Raw genomic sequence first — 13643 nt, forward strand, 5'->3', positions numbered from 1 at the left:
TGCCGGTCAGGATTGCGCAAAGGCCGGGCTCAACCGCCCGTGCGCATCTCCGCGGTGATCGCCCACCGTTCGTGGTCCCGCCAGGCCCCGTCGATGTAGATCATGTTCGGCGAGAAGCCCTCCAGGCGGAAGCCGGCGCCACGCGCGAGCGCGATGGACGCGGCGTTGCCGGGCTGCACATTGATCTCCAGCCGGTGCAGCCTCATCGGCCCGAAGGCGTGGTCCACGACCAGCCCCATCGCCTCCCGCATCAGCCCGCGCCCCGCCGCGTGCGCGAACACCCCGTAGCCGAGGGCACCGCACTGGAAGCCGCCCTCGACGATGTTGTTGATGTTGATGAACCCGGCGATCGCCCCGTCGTCCTTCTCGCAGACCAGGAACCCGGCCTTGCTGCGGTCCTCGATCAGCCGGCCCGCGTAGCCGGCGTAGGCCGCGTCCGTGGTGGGCGGGAAGAGCCAGGGCTGGTGGAGGTCCTTGCTCTCCCGGGCCCGGGCGATGAACTCGGCGCCGTCCTCGTAGGTGAAGGGACGGATGCCCACACGGGGGCCCTCGGCGAGATAGCGGGATGCGATGTGCGGCATCCGGCCACCCTACGCGGCGCCGCGGCCTTCGAGCTCGGACGCCCAGGCTGCGCCGGCGGCCCCCCGCCCCGCACGGCGAGCGCCGCTGCCCACGCGGCCTCAGCGCAGGGCCGGCTCCAGCAGGGTGAGCGTGCCCGCGTCGGCGTCCAGCTCCGCCGCGACGCCGAGCGGGATCGTCAGGGCCGCCTCGCAGTGCCCGAAGCCGAACTCCTCCACCACCGGCACTCCCAGCCCGCCGAGCCGGTCGGCGAGCGTCGCCCGCACGCCCTCGTACGGTCCGCAGCCGTCCCAGGACCCGAGCAGGATCCCGGCGACGCCGTCGAGCCAGCCGGACCGCAGCAGCTGGGTGATGCTCCGGTCGAGGCTGTACGGCTGTTCGCCCACGTCTTCCAGCAGGAGCAGGCCGCCGCGCGCGCCCGGGTGGGTGTGCGGGGTGCCGATGCCGGTCGCGAGCAGGCGCAGGCAGCCGCCGACCGTGACGCCCCGGGCCCCACCGGGCGCCAGCGCGGTGCCCCGGGCGGTGATGGTGCGGACCGTCTCCGGGGTGAACAGGGTGGCCCGCAGGTGCTCCTGTGCCTCGGCGCTCTTGACGAAGTCGGCGCCCGAGGCCACCGGGCCGTACAGGGTGGCGAGTCCGAGCCGGGTCGCGAACGCCTCGTGCAGCACGGTGGCGTCGCTGAAACCGACGAACGCCTTCGGCCCCGCGGCCCGCATCGCCTCCCAGTCGAGCAGGTCGACGAGGCGCTGTGCGCCGAAGCCGCCGCGTGCGCAGAGCACGGCGGACACGGACGGGTCGCACCAGGCCCGCTGGAGGTCGGCGGCCCGGTCGGAGTCCGAGCCCGCCAGATACCCCAACCCGCCGTCCTTGGCGAGCACATGGGGTGCCACCACCGGGTCGAGATCCCACCCGCCCAGGATGTCGAGGCCTGCCTGGAGCCGCTCCTCCACCACCGGCCCGCTCGGCGCGACGACGGCGACCCGCGCTCCGGGGGTGAGCCTCGGCGGCCGTGCCAACTCTCTCACTTCACCAGCTCCAACTCGGGAATCCCGGGCGCGATCAGCCCGAACACCTGGGCGTACAGGGCGAGTTCGGCCTCCAGGGCACGAACCATGGTCTCGGCGCGGCGGAAGCCGTGTCCCTCGCCCGCGAAGGTGAGGTACGCGTGCGGCACCTGGCGTCCGTCGAGCCTGGCGAGGAAGCGTTCGCACTGCACGGGCGGGCAGATCACGTCGTCCAGGCCCTGGAGCAGCAGGAAGGGCGCGGTGAGCCGGTCGGCGTGCTCGCTGGGCGAGCGCTCCACATACCGCTCGGGCACCTCGGCCAGCGGGCCGATCAGCGACTCGAGGTACCGGGACTCGAAGTCGTGGGTCTCCCCGGTGCCCCAGCCGGTGAGGTCGAGGACGGGATAGGCGATGGTCCCGCAGGCGTAGACGTCGGTACTGGTCAGCGAAGCCGCGGCGGTCCAGCCGCCGGCGCTGCCGCCCCGGATGGCGAGCCGGGCGCGGTCGGCGGTGCCCTCCTCGGCGAGGGCGAGGGCGACGGCCGCGCAGTCCTCGACGTCGACCACGCCCCACTGCTCGCGCAGCCGGTTGCGGTACTCCCGCCCGTACCCGGTGGAGCCGCCGTAGTTGACCTCGGCGACCCCGATGCCCCGGGAGGTGAAGTAGGCGATCGCCAGGTCGAGGACGAGCGGCACCCTGCTGGTGGGGCCGCCGTGTGCCCAGACGACGTAGGGCGGCAGCTCGCCGTCGGGGCCGGTGTGGCCGGGGTGGTGGGGCGGGTAGATGTGGGCGTGCACCTCGCGGCCGCCCGGGCCGGTGAAGGTGCGGACCTGCGGCTCGGGGTAGTGGGCGGGGTCGACCGGGTCGCGGTGGGCGGCGCCGACGACCCTGGCGCGGCCGCTCGCGGTGTCGAGTTCGATCACTTCGTACGCGGTGCGGGGACTCGCGCCGACCGCGACGACGCGGGTGCCGTGCGCCGCGAGGGCGGGCGCGAACTCGGTCCAGGGTCCGGCGGCGTCGACGAGTTCACCGGACTCCGGGTCGAGTATCCCGAGCGCGGTCGACCCCCGGCCGTGGACGACGGCGATCAGCCCGTTGTCCAGCGGTGCGAACCAGCGCTGGCCGAGCTTCCAGAGCGGCCCGGCGAACTCCTCCTCGCGCCGGCACAGCGGGCTGCCGTCGCGGTAGAGGTTCCACCAGCCGCTGCGGTCACTCGCGTACAGGAGACGGTCGTCCGTGGACCATTCGACCTGGGCGATGGACTCCTCGGGGCCGCCCGCGACCGTGCGGACCCTGTGCAGCACACCGTCGTCGCCGACCTCGCCGACCAGCAGCTCCGTGCCGTCCCACGGCATCCGCGGATGGTCCCAGGCGAGCCATGCGGCCCGCCGCCCGTCGTGCGAGAGGCGCGGCCCGGTCACGAACCGGTGCCGGTCGTCGGTGAGTTCGCGTACGGCGGCCCGGTCCTGGGCGGCCGAGCCGTCCAGCGGTACGGCGGCGAGCACCCGCCGCACATCGTCGGGGTGGTCCCCTGTGAACTCCTCCAGCACGCACCAGACTTCACCCCGGTCGAGCAGCAACCACGGGTCCGCCCACCGGGGTCCGGGCGGGGTAAGCGGGCGAGGCTCGGCGCCCGGCTCGTACCGGTACAGCCGCTGGTCGTCGAAGTGGACGAAGACCAGCAGGGGTTCACCGCCATCGGCCGGGACCGCACCGGCCCAGGGCTGTCCGCCGTACTCGATGACCCGGCTGCGGACGTTCCACGGCGCGGGCAGCACGGAGTCCCGGGTGCTCCCCCGCACCAGGGTCCGGCGCCCGCCCTCCCGCGGGCGGGGTTCGGTCCACCAGGTCTCGCCGCCGACGAAGCCCACCCACTCGGGGCTGCCGTCGTGCGCGGCGGCCAGGGCCGCGTCGATGGGTGAGGGCCAGGAGCCGTACGGCTTCGTCTCCACGATGTCTCCTATGCCGTGCGCAGGAAGCGGTCCAGGACCCGGACGCCGAAGTGCAGGGCCCCGGCGGGGACGCGTTCGTCGACGCCGTGGAACATGGCCTGGTAGTCGTAGCCCTCCGGCAGCCGGAGCGGCGTGAAACCGTAGCCGGTGATGCCGAGCCGGGAGAACTGCTTGGCGTCGGTGCCGCCGGACATGCAGTACGGCACCACATGCCCTTCGGGCGCGAACTCCTCGACGGCGGCGCGCATCCGGGCGTACGTCGGTGAGTCCACCGGCGCCTGGAGGGCGACCTCGCGGTGCTGGAACTCCCAGTCGACATCGGGCCCGGTGAGCTGGTCGAGGGTGGCACGGAACTCGTCCTCGGTGCCGTACAGATGGCGTCCGTCGACGAAGGCGACGGCCTCGCCGGGGATGACGTTGACTTTGTAACCGGCGTTCAGCATGGTCGGGTTGGCGCTGTTGCGGACGGTGGACTCGACCAGTTTGGCGGCCGGGCCGAGCTTGTCGAGGAGCAGGTCGACCTTGTCCAGGTCGGGTTCGATGCCGTAGAGGGCGGCGAGTTCGGTGAGGGCGGCGGTGACCGTCGGGGTGAGCCGGAGCGGCCAGGTGTACTCGCCGATGCGGGTGACGGCGGCGGCGAGCCGGGTGACCGCGTTCTCCTTGTTGACCTTGGAGCCGTGTCCGGCGCGGCCGCGCGCGGTGAGCTTCAGCCAGCCTGTGCCCCGCTCCCCCGCGGCGATGGGGTAGAGCTGCCGCCCGGTGCCGTCGTGGAAGGTGAAGGCACCCGACTCGCTGACGCCTTCGGTGCAGCCCTCGAACAGCTCGGGGTGGTGGCCGGCGAGGAAGCCGGAGCCGTCCTCGGCGCTGGCCTCCTCGTCGGCGGTGAAGGCGACGACGATGTCCCGGCGCGGCCGTACCCCCGCCCGGGCCCAGGCCCGCACCACGGCCAGGATCATCGCGTCCATGTTCTTCATGTCGACGGCGCCCCGGCCCCACACGACCCCGTCGCGGATCTCCCCGGAGAAGGGGTCGACGCTCCAGTCGGCGGCCTGCGCGGGCACCACGTCGAGGTGACCGTGCACCAGCAGTGCGTCGGCCGACGGGTCGGTGCCCTCGATACGGGTGACGACGTTGGTACGGCCCTCGGTCCGCTCAAGGAGGATCGGTTCCAAACCCGCTCCCGCCAGCTGCTCGGCCGCGTACTCGGCGGCGGGGCGCTCCCGGCAGTCGCCGCCGCCGAAGTTGCTGGTGTCGATCCGGATCAGGTCGGAGGTGAACCGGACGACCTCGTCCAGTGCCTGTTCGTCAGCCATACTGCTCCTCCACCGCGGCCGAGACGATCGTGGTGACGGCCTTGAAGGTGCGGATGCCGTCGTACATGGTGACGCTGGTGTAGGCGACCTTCCGTGCGCCGACCTGCGCCACGCCGGGCACGACGGTCGCGGCGAGGGCGAGGTGCGTGGCGTCGAACTCGACGGCGACGGTGTACGGTCCGCTGTCGACCGGAGCCCGGCGCACCGCGAGCGATGCCGCCTCCTTCGCCGCCGCTCGGATGTCGGCGGCGGTCCGGGCGGGCGCCCGGCACACGGCCGCGTACCGCGAGACATGGTCCTTCACGGCGACCTTCGGCGCCTCGGGCGCGTAGCCGAGCGCGTCCTCGCAGGTCAGGTCGTCGCCGGTGACGAGGACGACCGGGACGCCGTACTCGGCGACGACATGGGCGTTGAGCAGGCCCTCGCTGGCGCGCACGTCGTTCAGCCAGACGCCGGTGATGGAGTTGGCGAGGTAGGTGTGGGCGAGGACGCCCTCCATGCCGGCGCCGGTGTGGTAGCCGACGAAGGCGATGCCGTCGACGTCGCCGTGCTGGACGCCCTCGACCATCGAGAGGGACTTGTGGCGGCCGGTGAGCATCTCGGCGCGCTCGTCGAGCCGCTCCAGGAGCAGATTGCGCATGCTCCAGTGGGCCTCGTTGATGAGGACCTCGTCGGCACCGCCGTCGAAGAAGCCGAGGACGGCGGCGTTGACGTCCGCGGTGAACATCGACCGGCACCGCTCCCACTGCGGTGTACCGGGCAGTACGTCACCTGGCCAGGTCACCCCGGTGGCGCCCTCCATGTCGGCGCTGATGAGGATCTTCATGGTGCGCCACGTTACGCGCCCCGGCGGCCACCGGCCAGGAAGTGGGCCGCAGGATCGGTTCGGCGGCCACGGCGTCCCCCGGCACGCGGCATCCGACCGGCCCGGCACATGAGTCCGCCCTTCGGCCGCGTCGCGTCGAAGGGCGGGCTCCGGGTGTCCGTCGGTGGTCAGTTCGCGCGTCCGGCCACCAGCCACTTCGACGGCAGCACGATCCGCTCGCCGTCCGGTGTGAACTCGGTGCTCGTCAGGGGCAGTTCGCCGCTCGCGAGGACCGCGAGGCCGGCGTTGCGCAGGTACTCGGGCACCGCGTCGTCGGCGACCTCGCCGGGGGCGATGCCGTGCCGGAAGACCGGGGCGAGCTTGGGCGGCGGGCCGGACGGGCTCTGGGCGAGACCGCCGAGGATGGGGCGGGCGGCCTCGGAGAGCTCGACGAGGAAGGCCCGGCCGCGACCGCCGACAAGCGTGGCCACGGCGTCGATCATCGGCTGCCGGTCGTCGGGTTCGCACTGGTGGAGAACGCCCCGCACATAGACGTTGGCCTCTCCGAGTTCGGCGTGCAGGGCCTCGGCCTCGCCCTTCTCCGCCGCGTCCAGCTGCCGGTAGCGGGCCTGTCCGGCGGGGTCGGCGTGCCGGGCGTGCTCCAGGGCGGCCTCGGCGATGTCGGTGCCCAGGACGCGCGGGAAGCGGCCGGCGAGGAAGCGGGTCTGGGTGCCGTTGCCGCAGCCGAGGTCGACCATGGGCAGGCCGGGGTCGGTGAGGTGGGGCTCGAAGAGGGAGACGTGGACCGCGGCGGTGACCTCCGGCTCGGCGTCCCAGAACACCGCCCCCGGCTCGTCGGGCGCCTCGCGCCAGAAGCCCTCCCAGGCGTCCCGGTATCGACTCGTCACGCTCATGCCCAACTCCCCAGGGTGTGACCGCAGATGACCGCCGCAAGTGACGGGCCAGTACGGTTTACCCTGTGCTGGTTTCGGCCACAAGCGCCTGGCGCGTTCCTTCACCCCACTTTCGACGGACGTGGGCTCCCCGGTCAGCGGCGGCGCGAGGTGAGTTCGAACCAGACGGTCTTTCCGGCGGCCGTGCGGCTGGTGCCCCATTCCCTGGCCAGCGTGCTGACCACCCGAAGTCCACGGCCAGCCGCGGCGCCGGGGTCCGCGCCGAGCAGGGTCGGCAGGGTGTGGTCGTCGTCATCGACCTCGCAGAGCAGGGTCTCGCCGCGGATCAGCCGGAGTTGGACCGGGCGGCTGTGGGAGTGCCGCAGGGCGTTGGTGACGAGTTCGCTGACCATCAGTTCGGCGGGCTCGGCGAGGCGGGCCAGGCCCCAGTCGTGGAGTTGTTCGCGGACGGCGGCACGGGCCCGGCGGACCTCGGCCGGGTCGAGGGCGAGCCGCCATTCGGCGACGTCCTCCGGCTCGATGCCGTTGAGGCGGGCCATCAGCAGGGCGACGTCGTCCTTGCGGCCGCCGCGAGTGTTGAGGGCACGGATGATGGTGTCGCAGGCGTCGTCCATGGAGGCGGCCGGGTGGGCGGCGGACTCGCAGAGGGTGGCGAGGCCGACGCCGATGTCCTCGCCGCGCATCTCGACGAGTCCGTCGGTGCACATCACCAGCCGGTCGCCGGGCTCCACACGCACCCGCAGCGACTCGAAGGCGACCCCGCCGACCCCGATGGGCGCCCCGGTGGGCAGGTCGAGGAGTTCGCTGCGGCCGTCGACGGCCCGGACCAGCACGGGCGGGATATGGCCCGCGTTGGCGAGGTGGAGTTCGCTCTCGATCGGGTCGTAGACGGCGTAGAGGCAGGTGGCGAGATAGCCGTCGCCGAGACGCTGGGCCAGGTCGTCGAGGTTGCGCAGGAGCTGGGCGGGCGGCAGGTCCATGGCCGCCATGGTCTGGACGGCCGTCCGCAACTGACCCATCATCGCGGCCGAGTTGAGGCCGTGGCCCATGACGTCGCCGACGACGAGGGCGGTGCGGGCGCCCGGGAGTTTCACGGAGTCGAACCAGTCGCCGCCGACGCGGCCCAGCAGGGTGCCCGGCAGATACCGGGTGGCGATGTCGCAGCCCGCCATGCGCGGCGGGATGTGCGGCAGCATGCTGTCCTGGAGGGTCTCGGCGACGCTCTCCTGAAAGGTGTACATGCGTGCGTTGTCGAGCACGAGGCCCGCGCGGGCGGCGAGTTCGGCACCGGTGACCCGGTCCATGTCGTTGAACAGCTCGCGCTCCGGGTGGCGCAGCAGGATCATGAAGCCGAGCACGACGTTGCGTGCCTTCAGCGGCACGACCAGCATGGACCGGCCGGTGATCAGTGGCCGGATGTCGCGCTTCTCGAACTGGGAGGCGATGGCGTGGCCCATCTCCACGCTGATGCGCGGCACCAGGACCGGTTCGCCGGTGGTCATGCACTGGAAGAACGGCGTGTGCGCGGGGAACGGCATGGCCTCGCCGACCGGTACGACGTCGTCCCAGCGGCCGGGTTCGTCGGTGTGCTCCAGGGCGACCCGGTGCCACATGGTGGTGGTGTCGGGCACCCCGTCCGGGAACCCCTCGCCGGCGACGACCTGTTCGCGCAGATAGGTGCCGGCGACGTCGGTGAAGCGGGGTACGACGGCTCTGCTGACCTCGATGATCGTGCGAGACAGGTCGAGCGAGGTGCCGATCTTCCCGCTGACCTCGTTGAGGAATTCGAGGCGCTCGCGGACGGCCGCGTACTCCAGGTCCTCGCCCTCGTCGTCGGTGAGGTCGGCGGGCAGCGGCAGGCCCTGGGCGGCCACCCGGGCGGCGCGCTCACGGCGGGCCTTGCGCTCGGTGCGCCGGGCGACGCCCCAGTCGGGGGTGACGGGTACCCGGTCGTTCTGGCTGAACTCCAGAATCGGATAGCCGAGTTCGAGGATCTGGGCGACGATCCGGGCGCTCTCGTCGACGCTCATGCTGGGCAGGATCTCGGGGAGCCTGCGGGCGAGTTCCTCGGCGCCGGGGAAGTCGGTGTGCAGGGCGAATCCGGGCGCTATGCGCTCGAAGGGGATGTCCTCGTCGCGCTCGGACCGGCGTAGCCGCTCGGCATCGGCGGCGAGCACAAGCAGCCGCTCGTCGCCCGGGCCGACCAGCGGATACGCCCACCACAGCACATCGGCGCGGTCCCGGTCCGGCACGGTGAGCCGGGCGCGGCCCGCGGCGGGGAAGTTCAGCCGTCCGTCGAGGGAGGATTCCAGGTCGGGGCCGAGTCCGTCGTAGGCCGCGTAGGCGCCGTAGGGGGTGATCTCGTCGTCCTCGGGGAGCGCCCCGGAGACCGGCAGCAGGTCGAGGACGGAGTGGCCGATCGCCTGCTCCTTGGCGGCGCCGAAGAGCCGGCGCGCGCCGGTGCTCCAGTGCGAGACCTGCCCGTCGCGGTCGACGACGACCACGGCCAGGGGGATACGGCCTGCCGTGCCCTCCCCAGCACCGAGGCTGGGAGGTGTGTCCCGCTCGCTGCCATGGTTCATGGACCAGGCCCTCTCTCCCCACGGCTCCGCAAAAGATCTGTGCCGCCCGCCACTACCGTACGGTGGCCGCCGGTTGCGATGTGTGGCAATCCTGGAATTGGTTTCACCGGAGCGCACCGGCGCGCAGGTCGGCGCCCCGCGCCCGGTCCGGTCGGCCCTCGCGCTCCGGTCCGGTCAGTCCTCGTGCCCGAGTTGGAGATCGCGTTCGGTGCGGCCGCCGCCCGCGACCCGGAGCACGGTGGCGACCGGCGGGTAACCGGCGGCGATGACGGTGTACTCGCCGGAGGAGAGGTCGACGAACCGGAACGTTCCGTCGGGGCCGGTGGTGAGGGTGTCCACGACGTTCCCGGCGGCGTCGAGGAGGGTCACGCGCGCGTCCTCGACGGGCCGCCCGCCGCCGGCCCGGACGGTGCCCTTCAGTACGGCGCCGCCCGCGAGCTCGACGTCCTGCCGGGTCTCCCGGGACGCCTGGACGGTGACCGGGAGGGCGGCCGGGCGGAAGGCGGGGGCGCTGGCGGCGAGGGTGTACTCGCCGGCGACCAGCTCGGTGATGACATAGCCGCCCTCGCGTCCGCTGCGGGTGCTGGCGACGACCTCGCCCTGCACGTTGGTGAGCGTGACGGTGGCGTCGCGGACGGGCGTGCCGTCGGCGGTGCGGACGGTGCCCGCGAGGCGTCCGGCGCCGCCGAGGACGACGTCCAGTTCGACGGGCCGCTCGCCGACGGTCACGGAGACGGCCTGCGGCTGGTGGCCGCCGGCGGCGGCGATCAGCACGTACGCCCCGGCGCCGGGCGTGGACAGGGCGTACCGTCCGTCGTCCCCGCTGGCGCCCCGGCCGATCTGCCGGCCGACGGCGTCGATGAGGGTGAGTGCGGCGCGGGGCACCACGGTCCCGTCCGGGTGCTGCACCGTGCCGCAGACCGGGATCCCGGCGCCGGTGTAGGGCGAACGGGCCTGCGGGATAGGGGCGTTGACGGGGGCGGACGTGGTTTCGGCGGTGTTGTGGGACACCAGCGGTTTCTCCTTGAGGAAGCAGGCGATGAGCAGGCCGAGCACGAGCATCGGGACCAGGTAGAGGAAGATCCGGGGCATCGCGTCGGCGTAGGCGCGGATGTAGGCGTCGCGCAGTTCCGGGGGCAGCGCGTGGACGAGCTGCGGGGTGAGGGACTCGGGGTCGGGCAGCCTGGCGCCGGCGTGGGCGGGGAGACGTTTGCGCAGGGCGTCGGCGAGCCGGTCGGCGAACAGGGTGCCGAAGACGGCGGCGCCGACGCTGCCGCCGATCTGCCGGAAGTAGTTGTTGGCGCTGGTGGCGGTGCCGAGGTCGGCGGGCGGTACGGAGTTCTGTACGGCGAGGATGAGGACCGGCATCACCATGCCGATGCCGGCGCCGAGCACGGCCATCCAGATGCTGTACTGCCAGCGCGGGGTGTCGACTGCGAGCCGGGACAGCAGCCACATGCCGCCGACGGACAGCGCCCCGCCGAGCACCGGGTAGATCCGGTAGTGCCCGGTGTGGCTGATGAGCTGTCCGGCGACGATCGAGGCGCCGACGATCCCGCCCATCATGGGCAGCATCAGCAGCCCGGACTCGGTGGCCGAGGCGCCGTCGACCATCTGCAGGAAGGTCGGCAGATAGCTGGCCGCGCCGAACAGCGCGACGCCGATGACCAGCCCGACGAGCCCGGTCACGTTGAAGACGGAGTCGCGGAACAGCCGCAGCGGGATGAGGGGTTCGGCGGCGCGGTGCTCGGCGAGCAGGAACAGCACGGTGGCGACCACGGCACCGGCCCCGAGCCCGAGGATGACCCGCGAGCCCCACTCGTACTCCGTGCCGCCCCAACTGGTCAGCAGGACCAGGCAGGTGGACGCGGCGGCCAGCAGCAGGGTGCCCAGGACGTCGAAACGAGCGCGGACCGTGGGTTTCGGCAGCTTCAGCACGGCGGTGATGACGGCCAGCGTGACCAGCCCGAAGGGCACGTTGACGTAGAAGCACCAGCGCCAGGAGAGGTGGTCGGTGAAGTAGCCGCCGAGCAGCGGCCCGGCGACGGACGCCAGGCCGAAGGCGGCGCCGATCAGGCCCATGAAGCGGCCGCGCCGCCGGGGCGGCACGATGTCGGCGATGATCGCCTGGACGCCGATCATCAGCCCGCCCGCGCCGACGCCCTGCACCGCGCGGAAGGCGATCAACTGGTCCATGTTCTGGGCCCGTCCGGCCAGCGCCGAGCCGACGACGAAGACGAAGATCGCGAACTGGAAGACGCTCTTGCGTCCGATGAGGTCGCCGAGTTTGCCGTAGACGGGGAGGCCGACGGTGGCGGTCAGCAGATAGGCGGTGATCGCCCAGGACATCTTTTCCAGGCCGTGCAGCTCGCCGACGATCTTCGGCAGCGCGGTGGCGACGATCATCTGGTCCAGGGCGGCGAGGAGCAGGGCGAGCATCAGCCCGCAGAACACCAGCCGGGTGCGGCGCGGCCCGAGTCCCGGGTCCGGGGCGGGTTCCGGCACGGGGACGTCCGCGGGCGCCGCGGCCGGCTCCTCGTACTGCACCAGAGTCGTCCCCACGTACCGCTCCCCTCGTCGCGCCTGCGCACAGTTCCCGCCTTATTTCCCGTAGGGCGACAACTGTGGGCAAGCACGACGAGTTACGGCACAAGGGCGACCGGCCCGGAGATCCACTCGAACCGGTGAGGGGGGTCAACGCCCCCTGTTCATCCCGCGGTTACCTCCGCCGCAGGACCGGGACTACTTCTCCACCTCGGTGGCGAGCTTGCCGAGCACCTCGTCGTAGATCCGGCCGAGGCCCTTGGGCGCGAAGGTCTTCTCGAAGAAGCCCCCGATACCGCCGGCGCCCTGCCAGGTGGTGTGGACCACGACCTTGGAGCTGCCCTCGCCGGCCGGGGTGACGCGCCAGGTGGTGACCATGGAGGAGTTGCGGTCCTTCTCGACCAGCTCGCCGTCGGTGGGCTCACTGACCTCCAGGAGGCAGTCGCGGACGCGCTTGCTGGTGGCCTGGAGCTTCCAGTGGACGAGGGTGCCCTCGCCGTCGCCGCCCTCGCGCACCTCGTACTCGCTGAAGTGCTGGGGCAGCAGCTTCGCGCGCGTGCCGCTGTAGTCGGCGAGCGCGTCGAACACCGTCTCCGCGTCTGCCGCGACGACCCGCTCCGTAGTGGCCTCGACCTGCGCCATTGACTTCCTCCAGCACCTGAGTTCTCGGGGTTGGTGGCAAGCCAACCACCCCGGCGCCCGGCCGCCCAAATCGGGGTGCCGGAAGCGGTCGGAAACGGCGTCCGCGCGGTCTCCACAGATCGTTCGCACGATCATGGGAACAGATGTTCTATTCTGGGCGCAGTGCTACCGAGGAGGCGTCATGCGCTGGGAGAACCTCACCGAGGAGGCCGAACACGGCCGGGCCGGTACCGCGCTGTTCGGCGCGGAAGCGGTCACCACCCGCACCATCGACACCCCAGAGTTCCGGGGGATCACGTTCCACGAGGTGCGGGCGCGCTCGATCATCAACCGGGTGCCGGGCGCCTCACGGATGCCGTTCGAGTGGACGGTGAACCCGTACCGGGGCTGCACGCACGCGTGCGTGTACTGCTTCGCGCGCAAGACGCACAGCTATCTGGACCTCGACACCGGGATCGGCTTCGACACCCAGATCGTGGTCAAGGTGAACGCGCCCGAGCTGCTCCGCCGCCAGCTGGGCTCACGGCGCTGGCAGGGCGACCACATAGCGATGGGCACCAACGTCGACTGCTACCAGCGCGCGGAGGGCCGCTACGGGTTGATGCCGGGGATCATCTCGGCCCTCACCGAGCACGCGAACCCCTTCTCGATCCTCACCAAGGGCACGCTGATCCTGCGCGACCTCGACCTGCTGCGGCGGGCGGCGGAGGTCACGGACGTCGGGGTCTCGGTGTCGGTCGGCTTCGTCGACCCCGTGCTGTGGCGCACCGTGGAGCCCGGCACCCCGGCCCCCGAGCGCCGTCTGGAGGTGGTACGCGCCCTCGGCGAGGTCGGCATCGGCTGCGGGGTGCTGATGGCGCCCGTGATCCCCTTCCTGGGCGACCACCCGGCCCAACTGCGAGCCACCGTGCGCGCGATCGCCGCCGCCGGGGCCACCTCCGTGACACCTCTGGTGCTGCATCTGCGTCCCGGCGCCCGCGAGTGGTTCATGAGCTGGCTCGCGGCCCACCACCCGCACCTCGTCCGGCGCTACGAGCGGCTGTACGCGGAGGGCGCCTACGCGCCCAAGTGGTACCAGCGCCGGATCACCCGTCAGGTGCACGAGCTGGCCGAGGAGTACGGCATCGGGCCGAACCGCGCGGCGACACCCCGCCGGATGCCGGTACCGCCGACCGAGGAGGAGCCCGCGCTGCCGGAGCCGACGCAACTCACGCTGCTCTGAGAGCGGTCGTCGCCGAGAGCGTTCGAGCGCAACCCTCGGCCCAACTGGGTCAATAATCGTCAGAACACGTTCCTCCTGGGGCCGTT

At 72.3% G+C, this 13643-nt stretch carries 10 protein-coding genes; 1 reads left to right on the forward strand and 9 read right to left on the reverse strand.

Annotated features, from left to right (window positions below; all coding sequences use genetic code 11):
- Nucleotides 1–29 precede the first annotated feature (29 nt).
- The 9 genes from ACZ7OO_RS37500 to ACZ7OO_RS37540 all read right to left on the reverse strand — a co-directional run bounded on the left by ACZ7OO_RS37500 (nucleotide 30) and on the right by ACZ7OO_RS37540 (nucleotide 12335).
- On the reverse strand, nucleotides 30–581 hold the full coding sequence (locus ACZ7OO_RS37500; protein WP_471511947.1) for a GNAT family N-acetyltransferase: 552 nt from the start codon (nucleotides 579–581) through the stop codon (nucleotides 30–32).
- 99 nt (nucleotides 582–680) lie between these two features.
- Nucleotides 681–1604, reverse strand: a complete 924-nt coding sequence (locus tag ACZ7OO_RS37505) for a S66 peptidase family protein (protein ID WP_471511948.1) — start codon at nucleotides 1602–1604, stop codon at nucleotides 681–683.
- Entirely contained in the window at nucleotides 1601–3535 is a 1935-nt protein-coding gene (locus ACZ7OO_RS37510; RefSeq protein ID WP_471511949.1) for an LpqB family beta-propeller domain-containing protein, read from the reverse strand. The genes ACZ7OO_RS37505 and ACZ7OO_RS37510 overlap by 4 nt, the downstream gene beginning before the upstream one ends.
- 8 nt (nucleotides 3536–3543) lie before the next feature.
- The gene (locus ACZ7OO_RS37515; RefSeq protein ID WP_471511950.1) at nucleotides 3544–4848 is read right to left on the reverse strand and encodes a M20/M25/M40 family metallo-hydrolase; all 1305 of its coding nucleotides are present in this window, start codon (nucleotides 4846–4848) and stop codon (nucleotides 3544–3546) included.
- The gene (locus ACZ7OO_RS37520; protein WP_471511951.1) at nucleotides 4841–5674 is read right to left on the reverse strand and encodes a M55 family metallopeptidase; all 834 of its coding nucleotides are present in this window, start codon (nucleotides 5672–5674) and stop codon (nucleotides 4841–4843) included. The genes ACZ7OO_RS37515 and ACZ7OO_RS37520 overlap by 8 nt, the downstream gene beginning before the upstream one ends.
- A gap of 167 nt (nucleotides 5675–5841) precedes the next feature.
- Nucleotides 5842–6567, reverse strand: coding sequence for a class I SAM-dependent methyltransferase (locus ACZ7OO_RS37525; RefSeq protein WP_471511952.1), 726 nt, complete (start codon nucleotides 6565–6567; stop codon nucleotides 5842–5844).
- A 134-nt stretch (nucleotides 6568–6701) separates the two neighbouring features.
- Nucleotides 6702–9149 carry an ATP-binding SpoIIE family protein phosphatase gene (locus tag ACZ7OO_RS37530; protein ID WP_471511953.1) on the reverse strand — a complete coding sequence of 816 codons (2448 nt, stop codon included), beginning with the start codon at nucleotides 9147–9149 and terminating at the stop codon, nucleotides 6702–6704.
- Nucleotides 9150–9323: 174 nt separating this feature from the next.
- Nucleotides 9324–11711, reverse strand: a complete 2388-nt coding sequence (locus ACZ7OO_RS37535) for an MFS transporter (protein ID WP_471511954.1) — start codon at nucleotides 11709–11711, stop codon at nucleotides 9324–9326.
- Between the two features lie 180 nt (nucleotides 11712–11891).
- Entirely contained in the window at nucleotides 11892–12335 is a 444-nt protein-coding gene (locus ACZ7OO_RS37540) for an SRPBCC family protein (protein ID WP_352224235.1), read from the reverse strand.
- Between the two features lie 181 nt (nucleotides 12336–12516).
- On the opposite strand from ACZ7OO_RS37540, the gene ACZ7OO_RS37545 reads away from it, so the two are divergent.
- Nucleotides 12517–13557: an Rv2578c family radical SAM protein gene (locus ACZ7OO_RS37545; RefSeq protein WP_471511955.1), complete on the forward strand. Its 1041-nt coding sequence runs from the start codon at nucleotides 12517–12519 to the stop codon at nucleotides 13555–13557.
- Nucleotides 13558–13643 lie beyond the last annotated feature (86 nt).

The organism is Streptomyces sp. NPDC111744 (assembly GCF_055634995.1).